Below are 18,132 nucleotides of genomic sequence, written 5' to 3' on the forward strand. Positions count from 1 at the left end.
GATGGGCCGTGATTCAGACCCGTGGCGCACGGCCCCTCAGCAGTCCTTCATCCAATCCCGAATAGCCTCAAGACGCTCAAAGGCGACGCGGCTCCCGCCCTTTACCAGCAGATCCAGCTGGGCCTGCTCCTCAGGGGTACGGCGGTTGCCCTTGTCTTGCAGGGATTCCCGCAGAGATTTTGTGGCCATACCCACCATCCTACGCTTCAGCCAGCTCACTTTCTTAGGGGCCCAGCCCCCCTGCAAATAAAAAATAGGGGCGTTTGGCACATAGTTGGCTCTGGAGATGGTTTCCAGCACCTGCCGGCCAGAGGGGGAGAGCCCCACGCCGCACACACCCCTGACCTGATATCGCTTCACCGCCTGGTCCACACCCTCGATGTGGCCTGCCATCAGGGGACCCATATAGAATATCTCAGTACCTGACTCCAGACTGCGCTCCGCCTCAGTGACGCTGTACACCTTTATTTTTTCCGCTCTGCCCAGCATTTCGGCATATTCCCTGGTAAAGCCGGTGTTGGAACGGTAGACGATGACCATGGCTCTCTCTCCTTTTTCTCCTGACGGTATGGCGGGTCGCGCCCCTTACTCCTCTTTGATCACATAGCCCACGCCCCGGACCGTGTGAATCAGCTTGATGCCGAAGGCCTCATCAATCTTGCTCCGGAGAAAGCGGATATACACGTCCACCGAGTTTGTCTCTCCCACAAAGTCAAAGCCCCAGACACTGTCCAGCAGGGCCTCACGGGTCAGGACCCGGCCCTTATTTTCCAGCAGGTGGCGGAGCAGGTCAAACTCCTTTTTGGTCAGCTCCACCTCCTGGCCCCTCACTGTCACCCGGCGGCTCTCCACCTCCATTGCAAGGGGACCGACGGCCAGCATCTGGCTGTCCCGGCCACTCTTGGTCCGCAGGGCCGCCCGGATGCGGGCCAGCAGCTCCTCGATGGCGAAGGGCTTTGTAATATAGTCGTCCGCGCCAGAGTCCAGGCCGGACACCTTATCCACTACGCTGTCCCGGGCGGTAAGCATGATGACGGGGACCTGACTCTCCCGCCGCAGGCGGCGCAGCACCTCCATGCCAGACAGCTGGGGCAGCATGATGTCCAGCAACACCAGGTCAAACGCCCCGCTCAGGGCCAGCTCCAGCCCCTTTCGGCCATCAAAGGCTTTCTCCACAGAGTACCCCTCATATTTCAGCTCCAGCTCCACCATGCGGGCCAGCTTCTCCTCGTCCTCCACCAGGAGGATGTGCTCCGCCATCTCCATCACCTCAGACCTTTTTATTCTTCCCGCTCTTTGTTCCGGTCCTGTCTGCCCGGCTCATCCGAGTGCCAGTCATGCTTCAATTCCTCCATGACCTTGTGCCCAATGTCGGCGGCGGTATCGGCCACCGTGCCCATCATGTCATTCAGCTCGTCCCGCTCCAAGTCCGGGCCGGAGAAGCGGTACCGAAAGCCCAGGAACAATCCCAGCACCAGAGCGGGCAGCACCACCCAGGGGGCGCAGATGACCAGCAGGACCAGGATCAACACCGGCAGGGCCGTGACCGGCTTGTCTTTTCGCCAGATCTCCAACTCATTTTCGATCAGCCAGCGGCGCAAGGTGTGGAGCAGGCCCCTGACTGCCCCTCTCTCTGGCTTTACCACGACGACTTCCATACTGCCGCCCTTTTTCTTTTTCTCTTTCTTTTCCTTCTGCTCCCCACCCTGAGAGGCGCTGTCCGCGGCGGAGGCGGGCTGGGGGGAAGTTCCCCCCCTGGTGGAGTAGTAAGCCCCCTCGGGCCGCGGGATCATTCCCCTCTCCTCCAAATAGATCAGGGCGTCCAGCAGGTTGCCTCCGCTGTACTCCAAAGCCTCCTTGGCCTGGGCGTAGCTCACATCCGCCTTTTCCCGCAGGCGCTCCACCTGCTCCAACGTGATATCCATGATGGGAACTCCTTTCCTCCGGAGTGGTCATTTTTTCTCTATGGTCAGGATACCACACCAGTGTTGAAAGGGAATTTACCGATCCTTAAAGTTTCATTAAAGAACGCACCCTTTGGCTGTCTTGCCCATTGGATTATACTATGATATAATGATATCCGCAACCAGAAGTCGAAAGGAGGAGCGCCCATGGACCTGAAAAAAAGAATGATCTCGCTGCTGCTGTCCCTGGTCCTGTGCGGGGCAGTCTTTGTCCCCCCCGCCTCCTCCGCCTCCTCCACGGTATACTTCACTTCCATCAACGACAATTTACGCCCTTTGACCGCGGACACCATGCCTACCTGGTCCGGCGGCGTCCTCTATGTGCCCTATACGGTCTTTCTGGCCCAGTACAACGGCGGCTTCAAGCTGGTGGATGTGGATTACAGCTATATTCATACCAGCACCACCCACAAGCTCACCCTGTACACGTTACAACAGATGCTCACCTTTGATCTGAAAAACGGCACCTGCCGGGAGGAGATCTCCGGTGAGAGCTATCCCGCTCAGGCCATCATGCGAAATGGCATACCCTACCTGCCTGTGGTCATGGTATGCAACTTCTTCGGTCTGGATTTCTCTTATACCGCCTTCAGCCAGGGCTACCTGGTCCGCATCAACAACGACTCGGTGGTCCTGTCCGACGCCAAGCTGATCGACGCGGCCAGCAACCTGATAAACCGCTACCTCCGTGAATATAACCAATCCATCAATCCCGCTCCCGATACCACTACTCCCACATCCCCTCCCACCGAGCCGGATGAGTCCAATACCACGAACGTATCCACCTATCTGGCCTTTCTCTGTAAGGATGGCCATGGACTCGATCAGATTCTGTCTGCCCTGGACAGCGCGGGCAATCAGGCACTATTCTTCTTTACCCCAGAGGCCCTGGAGCAGGAGGATGACCTGGTACGGCGGATTCTGGGTACTGGGCACAGCGTCGGTATCCTGGCGGATGGAGGAACCCTGGACCAGACCCGCGCGCTGCTGGAGGAGGGCAACCGGGCTTTGGAGCATCTGGCCTACACCCGGACCACGGTGGCGTATGTCCCTGACGGCCAGCGGGAGCTGCTGGAGCTGGAGGGGTGGGTGTGCTGGGACCAGACCATGGCCCTCTCCCCATCTGGTACCGTGGGCCCCAACACCTTCGCGGTCAACACCCTCAACCGCCTGGAGGGCCGTACCAGGACTACTTATCTGACTTTAGAGGGAGGGGAAAATACCGCCCGAATCCTGTCCGCGCTGCTGCGTCAGCTTCGGTACGAGCATTTCGTGGTATATACCCCGATGGAGACCAGACTATGAGAGAGATCGACCTTCGTCATACATATTCCGCCGCCGGGAAGGAGGCCCTTCGGGCCAGGCAGGTCCGACACCTGGAGGCCCGGTTGCGGGACTTTGGACCTGACGGCCCGGAGGTGTTGGAGGCGGACCAGGCATCTGGAACCATATTCGCCCGTTTTCCCGGCCGCTCCACGGAAAGCGTGGTTGCGCGGTTGGAGCGGGACCACGGCATTTTGGTGGACCTGGAGGGGGATCGGGCGGTCTTTCACCTCTCTCCCCAGGTAAGCTTTGAAGCTCTGGACTATGTCTGGGGCTGCCTGTTCCAGATATTGGAGTGATATCCCCCTATCTATGGAAAAAGCCGCGGCTCTTAGGCCGCGGCTTTTGGGTTATCTGGCTTTCAGCATCCGGCTCGCATTTAAGATGGCGATGACAGATACGCCCACATCGGCAAAGACAGCCATCCACATATTGGCCCGGCCAACGGCGGACAGCCCCAGCACTAGGAATTTCACCCCCAGAGCGAACACCACATTTTGCCGCACAATGGTCAGCGTTTTCCGGGCGATGCGCACCGCCACGGGCAACTTGCGCAGGTCGTCGTCCATCAGGACCACATCGGCCGCCTCGATGGCCGCGTCAGAGCCCAGGGCCCCCATGGCCACCCCGATGTCCGCACGGGACAAGACGGGGGCGTCGTTGATACCGTCCCCCACAAAGACCAGGTTCTCCTTTGGGCCTTTGGAGCGGAGCAGATCCTCCACCCGCTCCACCTTGTCCCCAGGCAGAAGCTGGGCAAAGAACTGATCCAGCCCCAACTGATCCGCCACCGCCTGAGCGGCCCCCTGGCTGTCGCCGGTGAGCATGACAGTCCTTCGGACCCCGACCTGCTTGAGCTCCCGCAGAGCCTGGGCGGACCCCTCCTTCACCTGGTCGGAGATAACAAGGTGTCCAGCGTATTCCCCTTCCACCGCCACATGGATGACGGTCCCAGGGTGTTGATGGTCCGTGGTCACCGGAATATTCTCCAAGTCCATCAACTTCTGGTTCCCCGCCAGCACCTCCCGGCCGTCCACCTTGGCCCGGACCCCGTGGCCGGCGATCTCCTCCACGTCGCAGACCCTATTCTGCTCTGGAACACCGCCCCAGGCCTTGACGATGGACCTGGAGATGGGGTGGGTAGAGAACTGCTCTGCCAGGGCGGCGGTTTCCAACAGCTCCTCTGGAGCGCAGTCTTTGGGGTGGACTCCGGTGACAGCAAAGGTGCCCTTAGTCAGAGTGCCTGTCTTGTCCAGCACCACGATTCCGGTATTGGCCAGGGCCTCCAGATAGTTGCTCCCCTTCACCAGGATACCCTGCTTGGACGCTCCGCCCAGCCCGCCAAAAAAGGACAGGGGAATGGAGATGACCAGGGCGCATGGGCAGGATACGACCAGGAAGTTCAGGGCACGGGGGACCCACACCCCCCACCGGCCAGTCAGCAGGGAGGGAAGCAGCCCCAGGGCCAGGGCAGCAAAAACCACAGCAGGGGTATAGTACCGGGCAAATTTGGTAATAAAATGCTCCGCCTGGGCCTTTTTCTCGCTGGAGTTCTCCACCAGGTCCAAGATACGGGCCACGGTGGACTGTCCGTAGGGCTTACTCACTTTCACATGGAGCAGGCCGGACAAGTTGACACAGCCCGATATCACCTCATCCCCCGGCTCCACGTCCCGTGGCAGGGACTCGCCAGTGAGAGCGGCGGTGTCCAGAGCGGAGCTCCCTTGGGTGACAGTCCCGTCCAATGGCACCCGCTCCCCCGCCTTGATAACGATGATATCATCCACCTGGACCTCCTCCGGATCCACCTGGACCAGTTGTCCCTCCCGCTCCACATTGGCGTAGTCCGGGCGGATATCCATAAGCTCGGAGATAGACTGGCGGCTGCGGCTGACGGCCACGTTCTGGAACAGCTCGCCCACCTGGTAAAACAGCATCACTGCCACGCCCTCGGCGTATTCGCCCACTGCCATAGCACCCACGGTGGCGACAGACATAAGGAAGTTTTCATCAAAGACCTGGCCGTTTTTAATATTGCGCACAGCTCTCCACAGTACATCCCAGCCAATGACCAGATAGGGGATCAGAAACAGGTACAGCCTGGGGAATGCGTAATAGGGTTCGCCAGCCTCATTCACCAGGGGCTGACCGAAATAAGGCCACATATTAAATGGTACCTCGATCTCCGGCAGCAGGGCGGCGGCGGCCAGCAGGACAAAGCTGAAGATAATACGCCAGAGCGTCTTTTTCTGCTTTCTTGTCATGGCGAAAGCTCCTCTCACAGGGATATGGACATGGGTGGCCTTAGGCCGCCTCACGTTTATTTCAGTACAATCTCGCAGTCGGGTTCTACTTTTCTGCACACCTTGACCGCCTCCTTGACGATTTGATCAAAACGGGCATCGTCCCCCTCTATGGTCATTTTCTGGGTCATAAAGCTGACAGAGGCGGAGGTAACGCCGTCAATCTTCTTGATGGCCTCCTCCATCTTAGCGGCACAGTTGGCACAGTCCAGGTCAATCATCTTATACGTCTTTTTCATTGTATACTCTCCTTTTCTCGATCCATTGGATCGCGGCATACAGGTTACTCCTCGATATGCTCCATTCCCTGGCTTAAGATGCGGACTACATGTTCGTCCGCCAGGGAATAATAAACTGTCTTGCCCTCCCGGCGGAATTTGACCAGCTTGCTGCTCTTCAGCACCCGGAGCTGGTGGGACACGGCGCTCTGGGTGACCTCCATGAGCTTGGCGATATCACAGACGCACAGCTCTCCCTCCAGCAAGGCGTACAGGATCTTGATTCGGGTGCTGTCCCCAAATATTTTGAACAGCTCCGCCAAGTCATACAGCTCCTCATCCGGGGGGAGCAGGGCGCGCACCTGGTCCACCGCGTCCACATGGACCCGGTCCTCCTGGCAGCAGGGGATAACTTCACGCTCCATTCTCTCATCTCCTTTCAATATATGAACATCTATTCATATGTTGATATTATAATAGCGTACCGCTCCTCTTTTGTCAAGAGGCCGGGGGAAATTTCATTTCCTGTCTTTCCAACAAAAATCTTGCTGTTCAGACAAAAACAAAATATAATGGATCTGTTAAATATTTTTTCTCTACCAGGGAACTTTTTTCTTCCGCCCTCGTCAAACTAGTCGTAATCCCCATCAGGGGAACCCCATACCATCCCCAAGAAAAGGAGATCAATACCATGAAACGACGTGTATTCGCTCTGACTTTGGCGCTGTCCATGGTCCTGCTGGCCGCCTGTGGTCCCAAGGGGGAGGATAACTCCTCCGGCAATCAGTCCTCTTCTACTGGCAGCAATTCTGACATGAGCACTATGGCCCCGGACGGCTCCACCTCCATCCCCGACAGCTCCGCTCCGGATGCCTCTCAGCCGGACGGCAGCCAGCCGGACGGTTCTGGGAGCACCTCCTCTGATAGCTCCCAGCCCCCTGTGGACGAGCCCCAGGCACAGGCCTCCCTGTCCCTAAACCGCAGCGACTTTACCCTGTTCAAGGCGGGAGCCACCTTCCAAATGAAGGCCAAGGCTAATCCCGCCGGCGGTGTTCTGGCCTGGAAATCCAGCGATGAGTCTGTGGCCACTGTGTCTGACAAGGGCCTGGTCACCGCTGTGGCCGTTGGAAACGCCACTATCACTGTTACCGACAGCGAAACGGGCCTGACCGCCTCCTGCATCGTCCGGTGCAACTGGGAGGAACAGAAGCCCGAGGAGGGTGGCCCCGCAGATGGCAGCGATTCCTCCAGCGGCAGCTCCTCCGGCGATACTTCCACCCCTGCCGGCAACGTGGACCTATCCGCCTTTGCTAGCGATATCATGGGCCAGTATGAGTTTGGTATGCTCCAACTCTTAGACGCCGATCTGATGGAACAGCTCTATCCTGGCATGGGCGCGGTAAGCGCGGAACAAAAATTGATCTATGGCACACTGATGACCATGAACAACGGCGAGTTCGGCCTGGTCCAGGTGAAGGACAGTAAGGACGTGGATACTGTGAAGTCCATCTTCCAGACCCGGATCGATGGTATGATCAACGGAGGAGCCTGGTATCCCGAACCCACCCGGATCTGGACCGAAAACTCCCGTGTTGTCAGCAACGGCAACTATGTCATGATGGTTGTCCATGAGAACTGCGACGCCATCGTAGACGCCTTCAACGCCCTGTTCTGATTCGAAGCAAAAGTCCCTATCCCCAGCGTTATAATCCATATGATCCCACGGCGGACGACAAGTCGTCCGCCGTTCCTTTAAGGAGTGTTGCTCATGGTCTTTTCCACCCCTACCTTTTTATTTTATTTTCTGGCGCTCACTCTGCTGATCTACTACTTGGTGCCCCGAAAGTTCCGGAACGTAGTAATCCTGTGCGCCTCTCTGTTTTTCTACTACTGGGGGGAGCGGGTCTATGTCGTCATCATGTTCCTGTCCACCGCCATCGACTATACCCACGGCCTGCTGGTAGAACGCTGCAAGCGGAGGGACAACGATAGGGGTGCCCGGATGGCGGTGGCCTCCTCCATCGTGTTCAACCTGGCCCTGCTGTTCTTCTTCAAGTACTGGGACTTTATCGCCGCCTCTCTCCAGTCGGTCGGGCTGAACTTCATGCCGGTGCTGGGTATCCACCTGCCTATCGGTATCTCCTTCTATACCTTCCAAACCATGAGCTACACCATCGATGTGTACCGGGGAGATGCCCGAGCGCAGCGATCCATCCTTAACTTTGGCACCTTCGTCACCCTGTTTCCCCAGCTCATCGCCGGTCCCATCATCAAGTATAAGGACCTGGGAGACCAAATCGATCAGCGGGACTGCACTGTGGACAAGTTTGCCTCTGGCGTCCAGATGTTTATGATCGGCCTTGGCAAAAAGCTGCTCATCGCCAACAATGTGGGGATGCTGTGGGACAGCTATAAGACCATGGCGCTGGCGGACCTGACCGTGGCGGGGGCTTGGCTGGGTGTGCTGGCCTTCACCTTCCAGATCTACTTTGACTTCTCTGGCTACTCCGACATGGCGGTAGGCCTGGGCCGGATGCTGGGCTTTGAGTTCCTGCCCAACTTCAACTACCCCTATATTTCCAAGAGTATCACCGAGTTCTGGCGGCGGTGGCACATCTCCCTGTCCACCTGGTTCCGGGAATACCTGTATATCCCCCTGGGGGGCAACCGCTGCTCCAAGGGCCGCTGGATGTTCAACCTGTTCGTCGTGTGGGCGGCCACCGGCATCTGGCACGGGGCCAGTTGGAACTATCTCATCTGGGGACTGTATTTCTTTGCCCTTCTGATGGTAGAAAAGTTTTTCCTGCTGGATGCGTTGAAAAAGGCCCCAGCCCTGGTGGGCCATGTCTATACCATGTTTTTTGTCCTTGTCAGCTGGGCTATCTTTGGCATCGAGGACGCCTCTCGGCTGGGCGGCTATCTGAAGGTGATGTTCGGTCTGGGGGGCGCTCCTCTGGCGGACGGCACTTTGGGCTACTATTTCATCAGCTATCTGCCCATCCTGGCGCTGGCGGCCCTCTCCTCCACCCCTCTGGGCGCAAAACTGTACCACAGGCTCCCTCAGCGGGCAGCGCAGGTAACAGGTGCCGCCGCCATCATAGCCGGCCTGTTGGTGTGCACCGCCTATCTGGTGGACGGCACCTACAATCCCTTCCTCTATTTCCGTTTCTAAGGAGGCGCAGACTATGTCAAACAAGTACAACAAGTTTATCACTGCCCTGTTCTGCACCTTCCTTGGCGGGATGCTGGTGGTCAGCACTCTCCTGCCGGACAAGGAGATGTCCGAGCTGGAGAACCGCTATCTCCAGAAGCCGCCCAAATTCAGCGTGGAAACAGTCACAGACGGCACCTTTATGGAACAGGCCGAGGACTATGTGGCCGACCATATCGCCGGCCGGGACTTCTGGGTGGCCGCCAAAGCCTGGTGTGAGCGTCTGTCCGGCAAGCGGGAGAACAACGGGGTCTATTTCGGTAAGCAGGACACCCTCCTGAACCGGGTGGATACCCCCGCCTGGGAGGATACCCCCGCTCAGGCGGGCGTTTCTACCAAGCAGGGGCTTCTGACCCGCCTCGGCTTTGTGGACACGCTGGCAGGCAATGTGTCTGTCCCGGTGTACCTGGGCATCATCCCCTCCTCCTCTGCCATCTGGGCAGACCGCCTGCCCGCTGGTGCGCCCACAGCGGACGAGTTTTCCCTCATTGACCAGATGTATTTTCAGAGCGGGGCCTCTACCATCGACATGGCAGGCGCTCTGGCCGCCCACAGCGGCGAGGACATCTACTACCGCACCGACCACCACTGGACCAGCCTGGGGGCCTTCTACGGGGCCAACGCCATCTTTGAGGCTATGAGTCTGGATCCGCTGGATCTGGATGATTACCAGAAGACTACGGTCACTGACCAGTTCTTCGGCACTACCTTCTCCACCTCCGGAGTTCGCTGGGTGGCCCCTGACTCCATCGATACCTATGTGTCTGGCGAGGGGCTGAAGGTGACCTCCTGGTTCGGCTCTGAGCCCAGTGAAGGCAGTCTATATGTGGACAGCTTTTTAGAAGTGAAGGATAAATACTCCTACTTCCTGGGGGGGCGCCAGCCCCTGTGCGTCATCGAGAACCCACAGGTAGATGGCCCCAAGGTGCTGGTCATCCGGGATTCCTACTCCGACTCCCTGGCTCCCTTCCTGACGGAGCGATTTTCTGAGGTTCACCTCTTTGATCCCCGGAACAATCTGAGCAGCGTGAAGGACTATGTAGCAGACAACGGCATTGACTCGGTGCTTGTGCTCTACTCTTTCTCCAATTTTGCCACCGACCAGAATCTTTTTGTTCTGGGGCGGTGATTTCCGGGCCGGGACATTGGGACGTCCCGGCCTTGTTTTTTTCCACCCGCTCTGATAAGATAATCCCAACAGGAGGTGAGTGGCATGACAAACTGGGACAGCAGGGCACTGGCGGTCGTCCAGCAGTTGAGGCGGTCCGGCCATCAGGCGGTGCTGGTGGGGGGCTGCGTCCGGGACAGCCTTCTGTCCATCCCGCCCCATGACTACGATGTGACCACCTCCGCCCTGCCTTGGGAGATACTGTCCTGCTGCGCCGGCTTTCCATGTCTGAATACCGGTCTGAAGCACGGCACGGTCACTGTCCTGTCCGACGGCCTCCCTGTGGAGGTAACCACCTTCCGCCGGGAGGGGAGCTACTCCGACCACCGGCATCCGGACCAGGTGGAATTTACCAGCGACCTCACTGATGACCTGGCCCGCCGGGACTTCACGATCAACGCCATGGCCTGGGGTCCGGAGGGACTGATCGACCGGTTTGGCGGTCAAGAGGATTTGAACGCTCGGCTGATCCGCTGCGTAGGGGATCCGGACCGGCGAATGGAGGAGGACGCCCTGCGGCTCCTCCGGGGACTCCGGCTGGCCGGTCAGCTTCGTTTTACCATCCACCCGGACACCGCCGACGCCATCCACGGACACGCTCCCCAGCTGTCCATGGTGGCTTGGGAACGTATTTCCGCTGAATTTCTCCGGCTACTCTGCTCCCCCGGAGCGGAGCAGGTGTTGTTGGATTTCCACGACGTAGTGACCCAAATTCTTCCGGAGCTGGGCCCTGCGGTGGGCTTTGACCAGCGTAATCCCCACCACCGCTGGGACGTGTATACCCACAGCGTCAAGACGGCTGCCCTGGTCCCCCCCTCCCCCGCTCTCCGACTTGCCGCCCTTCTTCATGACGTGGGGAAGCCCGCCTCCTTTTTCCTGGATGAGCGGGGCATCGGGCATTTCTATGGCCACGACCGCCTGGGCGTACCGCTGGCCGAGCGGGCTATGGCCCGCCTTCGCCTGGACAACGCCACCCGGGAGCGGGCGGCCATCCTGATCTCCCGCCATCACCTGCCGGTGGAGCCTACCCGGCGGTGGGCCGGCCGGTGGCTGTCCAGGCTGGGAGAGGAGTGCTTCTTCCAATTGCTGGCTCTCAAAGGGGCGGACGCATCCGCCTGTGCCCCGCCGCTCAAGGCGGAGGAGTCCGCTCCGCTGGAGCGGACGGAGGCGCTGGGGCGGCAGTTGTTGGAGGAAAATGCCTGTCTTTCCCTCCGGACTCTGGCGGTCAACGGGCACGACGCCCTGAAGTCCGGTCTGGCCGGTCCCCAAATCGGACAGGCTCTGCACGAGCTCCTGGACCAGGTGGCCCAGGGAGAGCTGCCCAACGAGCGTTCCGCCCTTCTCTCCGCCCTGGAGAGGTATCTTTCCCCATAAAAAATCCGCCCACGCATCGGCATGGGCGGATTTTTTATTGATCTTATGGACGAAAATTGTCTGATAACTTCTTGCAAGTATTTATTGAAGTGAGAAAAAAGCCTGTATTATCAGCGGTTTCCCCATTTTCGCTTGTATCTTCTCATATCGCCGTATAAGTTGATTTTATAGAGTTGAGCACCATTTAGCACCACAAATAAGGCAATACACAGAAGCATTGGGTGATGTTATCACTCCCCCAAAAGCAATTTGGGACAACCTTATTTTACACTTTTATGTTACGCATTAGAGTTTTAATAATCCTTATAAGGAAGGCATTATAGTCACTAAAGCTGATAGGGCAATGTTTTTATACCTTTTCCCTCAAAACCGCTCTTTAACTGCGTAATATTTCAAAGCAAGTTGCTACCTGTTCAGATTATCCTTTCCTTTGTGAAAAGTCCCGTAGCAAGCATAGGAAAGGGGACCCCTTTCCGTAAAAATCACTCGTTTTCGTCTATGACAGAAAGAGAGATTTTTGATTGTTGAGAATATTCCAAACCCAGCCCAAACTATAAGTTTTTTACTTCTTTATTTCCTTTAAAATCCAAACAATTATATTTTCAATAATCATAAAAAAGCTAAACCATATTGATTTTTCAAAAGCATAGAAAAAATCAACTTTTGTCCATCCGCTATTTCCAAAAATACCAAAAGTTTCTTGTAAGAAACTATGTGATGAAATCCCATCCTGTAATTCAGGAATTAAACAATAGGCAAAATTAAGGCCTAAATCAATAGAAACAAAAATTGCTAAAACTAATACAATCAAAGATACTATTTGCGTTTTTCTCATAAGATTTTCCTCCATAAATTTAAAGTGGTCGCTTTGTATAGAAATATTATAGCCCCCATATATAAATTTTTCTATTACATTCCTCATTTGTACGAAATAGCAGAGCACTCCACACTCGTCAACAGTCGAGATGAACGGGCTTCGCTCGCTGTTGGCAAGCACGTCCATCCCTGCTTATGTGGCAGACAAGAGAGTGAAAGCAAAGAATAATTTCGCCCTCGTATAGTATGGTTTTCTTATATCTGCCTGTATCATTTTATATCGTTATAGAAAATCCAGGCACCATTTGGGTACCAAAGTGGCAAGAATTTTAGATTTTATAAGTGTCCTAATGGGCCGGAAAGTCCTGTATTTACAATGGTTTTCATAGTTCAAGACTTATGGATAACAAAAAACAAATTAAAGTTTTATACACAATTAGCTTACCTCTCCTTGAAATAGTTCCTGGTGATCCGGGCCACCACTCCCGACAGGGCTAGAAGGCCCACCAGGTTTGGAATCGCCATCATGCCGTTCAGGGTATCGGCGATATCCCACATCAGTTTGCCGGAGCCGGTGGCTCCCACGAGGCAGACTAAGGCGAATACAGCTTTGAAAAGAGCCTTGACCATCTTGCTGTCATGGGTCAGATAGCCCCAGCACTGCTCGCCGTAGTAACTCCAGCCCAAAATGGTGGAGAGGGCAAAAAAGAGCAGGCTGATTTGGATGACCACGCCCCCTATGGTACCAGGCAGGATCGTGTTGAAGGCGGCCACTGCGGCGGCGCCATTGGAGGTATAGCTGTCCAGGGCTGCCTCCCCCAGAGGCAGGCCGGACAGCAGCACGGTGAGGGAGGTAATGGTGCAGATCACGATGGTATCCACAAACACCTCGAACACGCCCCACATGGCCTGCTCGGCAGGCTCGTCGGTGGAGGAGGCCGCATGGGCCATCGGGGCGGAGCCGAGGCCGGCCTCGTTGGAGAACACCCCCCGGGCGAATCCCTGCTTCATGGCCGCCATGATGGCGTAGCCAAAGACGCCCCCTCCCACTGCCTCAAAGCTGAAGGCGCTGGTGACAATGGATGCCAAAGCGGCGGGAACCTGGGTGATCCGCAGCAGAATAACAGCGATTCCGGCCAGGATATAGAAGCTGGCCATAAAGGGGACCAGATAGGAGGCCACCTGGCCGATGCGCTTGACGCCGCCGATGATCACCACTCCTACAATAACTGCCAAAAGAATACCGGTAACCAGAGGATCAATTCCGAACAGTCCGTTCATGGCGCCGGCAATTTCACTGGACTGGGAGATATTTCCGATCCCAAAAGAGGCGAAGCCCCCAAACAGGGCAAACAAAACAGCCAGGGGCTTCCACCCCCTGCCCAGCCCCTTTTCGATGTAATACATGGGGCCGCCCCGGTGGGCGCCGCCCTCATCTGTCTCCCGGTACTGGATGGATAGGGCGATCTCGGCATACTTGGTACACATTCCAAAAAAGGCGGACACCCACATCCAGAACACAGCGCCGGGCCCGCCCACAAAGATGGCGCCAGTGACACCGGCGATGTTGCCCGTGCCCACTGTCCCGGCCAGGGCTGTGGTCACCGCCTGAAAGGGGGACAGGTTGCTGCCATGGTCTTTTTCCGACTTGCGGAACAGAGAGCCCACCGTGCTTTTCATGATATAGCCGAAGCGCCGCACCTGAATCCAGCCGGTGCGGCAGGTAAGGTAGATGCCGGTTCCCACCAGCAGAGCCAGCATGACGGGGCCCCATACAAAGCCATTCAAGGCGCTGTTGACTGATGTAAGCATCTCCAGCATTGTCGATCATCCCTCTCCCTCTTTTAAAAACATTATAAAGACAGTCCCGCAAAATTGCAAGAGAAGATATTTGAGACATCATTTTTTCTTTCTTTTAGGCCCGATAGCAACTATTTTTCGCTTTAAAAAGGTAAGACTTGTGAAAAAACGAATTTTTCTCTTTTAAAAGTTGAAAAAAGAGCGGACCGAGGGAGCGTTATACACTCCCTCGGTCCGCTCTACTGTGCAGGTTTTCTGGTCATTTTAGACCAGCGCGTCCTCGCTCTGGCTTCCAGCGGCTGTTTCCAGCTCGATAGAGCCAACCTCGAAGGACAGGTCCTCCTCGTTTTCCATCTGGGTGGGTTCCTCCAGGGCATCGGCTACGATGGCCCCGCTCTGGTCAGAGACCAGGTTGCCCTCGTCGTCGATAACATCCTCCTTACGGTACTGGGCCAGACCAGAGCCGGCGGGGATAAGCTTGCCGATGATGACGTTCTCCTTCAGACCCTGCAGGTGGTCCACCTTGCCCTTGATCGCCGCTTCAGTGAGCACCTTGGTGGTCTCTTGGAAGGAGGCGGCGGACAGGAAGGACTCAGTAGCCAGAGATGCCTTGGTAATTCCCATGAGCAGGCGGGTACAGGTGGGCAGGCGCAGATCCTCGCCCATCTCGTTCTTCTCCCCGGCGTCAATGCGGGCCTGGACCGCCTCCTCGGCGTCCCGGAACTCGGTGATGTCCACGGTAGCGCCGGACAACAAATCGGAGTCCCCAGCGTCCTCCACCCGGACCTTCCGCATCATCTGGCGGACAATAACCTCGATATGCTTATCATTGGTGTCCACGCCCTGCTGACGGTACACCTTCTGCACCTCGCGGATCAGGTAGTTGTGGCAGTCGGACAGGCCGCGGATACGCAGCACCTCATGGGGGGACAGGGCGCCCTCGGTAAGCTGGTAGCCCTTTTCCACCGTGTCGCCCTCCTTCACCTTAATGCCGGCGGAGTAAGGCATGGCGTAGGTCACCACCTCGCCGTCATCGGCGGTGATGGTCACGTTGCACATCACGTTGCGCTTGGTCTCCTCCATGGACACCACACCGCTGATTTCAGCCAGCTGGGCCATCTTCTTGGGCTTGCGGGCCTCGAACAGCTCCTCCACGCGGGGCAGACCCTGGGTGATATCACCGCCGGCCACACCGCCGGTGTGGAAGGTACGCATGGTCAGCTGGGTGCCGGGCTCACCGATGGACTGGGCGGCGATGATACCCACCGCCTCGCCAGCGCCCACAGGCTCACCAATGGCCAGGTTGATGCCGTAGCACTTGGCGCACACGCCGCTGCGGGCCCGGCAGGTAAGGACAGAGCGGATCTTCACTTCATGGATACCGTGTTTTTCCAGAGTCTTGGCGTCCTCGTTGAGAAGCATGGTATCTCGAGTGAAGAGCACCTCGCCAGTGGCGGGGTCCACGATGTCCTCCGCGGGATAGCGGCCGTGGACGCGCTCGGCAAAGGTCTCGATGACCTGGCCGTGCTCCTCGATCTCGCTGACCAGGATTCCGTCGGAGGTGCCGCAGTCCTCCTCCCGGATAATGACCTCCTGGGACACGTCCACCAGGCGGCGGGTCAGGTAGCCCGAGTCGGCGGTACGCAGAGCGGTATCGGCCATACCCTTCCGGGCGCCCCTGGAGGAGATGAAGTATTCCAATACAGACAGCCCCTCACGGAAGTTGGCCTTGATGGGGATCTCGATGGTACGGCCGGCGGTATCGGCCATCAGGCCGCGCATACCGGCCAGCTGACGGATCTGAGCCATAGAACCACGGGCGCCGGAGTCGGCCATCATCCAGATGGGGTTGTACCGGTCCATGGACTCCTGCAGGGCGGCGGTCACGTCGGCGGTGGTCTGTTCCCAAGCTTCCACAGACTTGCGGTACCGCTCCTCGTTTGTCAGCATACCCCGGCGGTACAGGCGGTCGATCTTGATGATCTCCTTCTCGGTCTCGGCGATCAGCTCGTACTTCTTGGCCGGGACCGTCATGTCGGCGATGGCCACGGTCAGGGAGCCCCGGGTGGAGTAATGGTAGCCCAAGTCTTTGATGGCGTCCAGCACTCCGGCGGACACGGTAAAGCCATGCTTGGAGATGCACTTGTCGATGATTTTGCCCAGTTGCTTTTTGCCCACCACGAAGTTGATCTCTGGGTCGAACATGGTCTCAGGGTCGTCGCGGTCCACAAAGCCCAAGTCCTGGGGGATGGCCTCATTATAGATCAGGCGGCCCACCGTGGTCTCCACCAGCTTGTGGCGCATCTCACCATCTACTTCCCGGTACATACGGACCTTGATGGGAGAGTGAAGGGTGACTACCCCGGCGTCATAGGCCAGCATAGCCTCGTCTTTGTCGGCAAAACAGTGGCCAGTGCCAGCCTCGTCCCGGGTGAAGGTCAGGTAGTAGGCACCCAGGATCATATCCTGGGAGGGGATGGTAACCGGGCCGCCGTCCTGGGGACGGAGCAGGTTATTGGCAGACAGCATCAGCACCCGCGCCTCGGTCTGGGCCTCGGCAGACAGGGGGACGTGGACAGCCATCTGGTCGCCGTCGAAGTCGGCGTTGAAGGCGGTACACACCAGGGGGTGCAGCTTGATGGCCCGGCCTTCCACCAGAACAGGCTCAAATGCCTGGATGCCCAGGCGGTGCAGGGTGGGGGCGCGGTTGAGCATGACGGGGTGGTCTTTGATGACAAATTCCAGGGCGTCCCACACGGCAGCCTCGCCCTTCTCCACCATCTTCTTGGCCTGCTTGATGTTGTGGGCGGCGCCGTCGTCCACCAGCTTCTTCATAACGAAGGGGCGGAACAACTCAATGGCCATCTCTTTGGGCAGGCCGCACTGATATATCTTCAGGCTGGGGCCCACCACGATGACGGAACGGCCGGAGTAGTCCACACGCTTGCCCAGCAGGTTCTGACGGAAGCGTCCCTGCTTGCCCTTGAGCATGTCGGACAGGGATTTGAGGGCCCGGTTGTTGGCGCCGGTGACGGCCCGGCCCCGGCGGCCGTTGTCGATGAGGGCGTCCACAGCCTCCTGGAGCATCCGCTTCTCGTTGCGCACGATGATGTCCGGTGCGTTGAGCTGGATGAGCCGCTTCAGGCGGTTATTGCGGTTGATGACCCGGCGGTACAGATCATTCAGGTCAGAGGAGGCGTACCGCCCGCCGTCCAGGGGAACCATGGGACGGATCTCCGGGGGAATCACAGGCAGTACATCGATAATCATCCACTCGGGCTTGTTGCCAGAGACGCGGAAGGCGTCTACCACCTCCAGACGCTTAACAATGCGGGCCTTCTTCTGACCGGAGGCGTCTTTCAGTTCGGCACGCAGCTGGGCAGACAGCTCCTCCAAATCAATCTGCTGGAGCAGCTTCTTGACAGCCTCGGCGCCCATACCGGCGTCAAAGTCGTCCTCGTACTTCTCCCGCATATCCCGATATTCCTTCTCGGACAGGATCTGGTTTTTGGAGAGGGGGGAGAAGCCGGGGTCGATGACAATATAGGCGGCAAAGTACAGCACCTTCTCCAGGATCCGGGGGCTGATATCCAGCAGCAATCCCATCCGGGAGGGGATTCCCTTAAAGTACCAGATATGGGACACGGGGGCGGCCAGCTCGATGTGGCCCATCCGCTCCCGGCGGACTTTGGCCTTGGTGATTTCCACGCCGCAGCGGTCGCACACCTTGCCCTTGTAGCGGATCTTCTTATACTTGCCGCAGTTGCACTCCCAGTCCTTGGTGGGGCCAAAGATCTTTTCACAGAACAGGCCGTCCTTCTCCGGCTTCAGAGTGCGGTAGTTGATGGTCTCAGGGCGCTTGACCTCGCCGTAGGACCACTCACGGATCTGTTCGGGGGAGGCGATCCCGATCTGGATGGCGTCAAATTCAGCGTAACTCATGTTTCAAATCTCC

At 57.5% G+C, this 18,132-nt stretch carries 15 protein-coding genes; 6 read left to right on the forward strand and 9 right to left on the reverse strand.

Going from position 1 to position 18,132, the window contains the following annotated elements; all coding sequences use genetic code 11:
- Positions 1-36: 36 nt before the first annotated feature.
- Genes WKS99_RS02175 through WKS99_RS02185 form a run of 3 tightly spaced genes read right to left on the reverse strand, consistent with a single transcriptional unit; the run spans position 37 to position 1,925 of the window.
- Positions 37-540, reverse strand: coding sequence for a hypothetical protein (locus WKS99_RS02175; RefSeq protein ID WP_340405247.1), 504 nt, complete (start codon positions 538-540; stop codon positions 37-39).
- A 45-nt stretch (positions 541-585) separates the two neighbouring features.
- Positions 586-1,260 (reverse strand): response regulator transcription factor, encoded by a 675-nt coding sequence (locus WKS99_RS02180; protein WP_147570803.1) that lies wholly within the window; start codon positions 1,258-1,260, stop codon positions 586-588.
- A 20-nt stretch (positions 1,261-1,280) separates the two neighbouring features.
- The gene (locus tag WKS99_RS02185) at positions 1,281-1,925 is read right to left on the reverse strand and encodes a ubiquitin (protein WP_340405248.1); all 645 of its coding nucleotides are present in this window, start codon (positions 1,923-1,925) and stop codon (positions 1,281-1,283) included.
- 186 nt (positions 1,926-2,111) lie between these two features.
- Between WKS99_RS02185 and WKS99_RS02190 the strand changes: the two genes are divergently transcribed.
- Positions 2,112-3,269 (forward strand): hypothetical protein, encoded by a 1,158-nt coding sequence (locus WKS99_RS02190; protein ID WP_186852776.1) that lies wholly within the window; start codon positions 2,112-2,114, stop codon positions 3,267-3,269.
- Positions 3,266-3,586, forward strand: a complete 321-nt coding sequence (locus WKS99_RS02195; RefSeq protein ID WP_147570806.1) for a hypothetical protein — start codon at positions 3,266-3,268, stop codon at positions 3,584-3,586. The genes WKS99_RS02190 and WKS99_RS02195 overlap by 4 nt, the downstream gene beginning before the upstream one ends.
- A 51-nt stretch (positions 3,587-3,637) precedes the next feature.
- Here WKS99_RS02195 and WKS99_RS02200 read toward each other — a convergent pair whose 3' ends face one another.
- The 3 genes from WKS99_RS02200 to WKS99_RS02210 are packed head-to-tail and all read right to left on the reverse strand — an operon-like array spanning position 3,638 to position 6,233.
- Positions 3,638-5,551: a heavy metal translocating P-type ATPase gene (locus WKS99_RS02200; RefSeq protein WP_147570807.1), complete on the reverse strand. Its 1,914-nt coding sequence runs from the start codon at positions 5,549-5,551 to the stop codon at positions 3,638-3,640.
- Between the two features lie 56 nt (positions 5,552-5,607).
- The gene (locus WKS99_RS02205) at positions 5,608-5,829 is read right to left on the reverse strand and encodes a cation transporter (protein ID WP_147570808.1); all 222 of its coding nucleotides are present in this window, start codon (positions 5,827-5,829) and stop codon (positions 5,608-5,610) included.
- 44 nt (positions 5,830-5,873) lie between these two features.
- On the reverse strand, positions 5,874-6,233 hold the full coding sequence (locus WKS99_RS02210) for an ArsR/SmtB family transcription factor (protein WP_186852778.1): 360 nt from the start codon (positions 6,231-6,233) through the stop codon (positions 5,874-5,876).
- 266 nt (positions 6,234-6,499) lie between these two features.
- On the opposite strand from WKS99_RS02210, the gene WKS99_RS02215 reads away from it, so the two are divergent.
- The 4 genes from WKS99_RS02215 to WKS99_RS02230 all read left to right on the forward strand — a co-directional run bounded on the left by WKS99_RS02215 (position 6,500) and on the right by WKS99_RS02230 (position 11,561).
- A complete protein-coding gene (locus WKS99_RS02215; protein ID WP_340405249.1) occupies positions 6,500-7,483 on the forward strand; it encodes an Ig-like domain-containing protein in 984 nt (327 codons plus the stop codon).
- A gap of 93 nt (positions 7,484-7,576) precedes the next feature.
- Positions 7,577-8,980, forward strand: coding sequence for an MBOAT family O-acyltransferase (locus WKS99_RS02220; RefSeq protein ID WP_240286997.1), 1,404 nt, complete (start codon positions 7,577-7,579; stop codon positions 8,978-8,980).
- A gap of 13 nt (positions 8,981-8,993) precedes the next feature.
- Complete coding sequence (locus WKS99_RS02225) at positions 8,994-10,148, forward strand: DHHW family protein (protein WP_340405250.1); 1,155 nt, start codon at positions 8,994-8,996, stop codon at positions 10,146-10,148.
- Between the two features lie 84 nt (positions 10,149-10,232).
- Entirely contained in the window at positions 10,233-11,561 is a 1,329-nt protein-coding gene (locus WKS99_RS02230; RefSeq protein WP_340405251.1) for a CCA tRNA nucleotidyltransferase, read from the forward strand.
- 562 nt (positions 11,562-12,123) lie between these two features.
- On the opposite strand, the gene WKS99_RS02235 is transcribed toward WKS99_RS02230, so the two are convergent.
- From WKS99_RS02235 to rpoC, 3 genes are all read right to left on the reverse strand, one after another.
- Positions 12,124-12,396 (reverse strand): hypothetical protein, encoded by a 273-nt coding sequence (locus WKS99_RS02235; RefSeq protein ID WP_340405252.1) that lies wholly within the window; start codon positions 12,394-12,396, stop codon positions 12,124-12,126.
- 422 nt (positions 12,397-12,818) lie between these two features.
- Positions 12,819-14,198, reverse strand: coding sequence for an alanine/glycine:cation symporter family protein (locus tag WKS99_RS02240; RefSeq protein ID WP_340405253.1), 1,380 nt, complete (start codon positions 14,196-14,198; stop codon positions 12,819-12,821).
- Between the two features lie 243 nt (positions 14,199-14,441).
- On the reverse strand, positions 14,442-18,119 hold the full coding sequence (gene rpoC / locus WKS99_RS02245) for a DNA-directed RNA polymerase subunit beta' (protein ID WP_340405254.1): 3,678 nt from the start codon (positions 18,117-18,119) through the stop codon (positions 14,442-14,444).
- Positions 18,120-18,132: the final 13 nt, after the last annotated feature.

It is taken from the genome of Flintibacter sp. HCN-6482, from assembly GCF_037892565.1.
In the GTDB taxonomy this organism is placed as follows: Bacteria; Bacillota; Clostridia; order Oscillospirales; family Oscillospiraceae; genus Lawsonibacter; species Lawsonibacter aceti.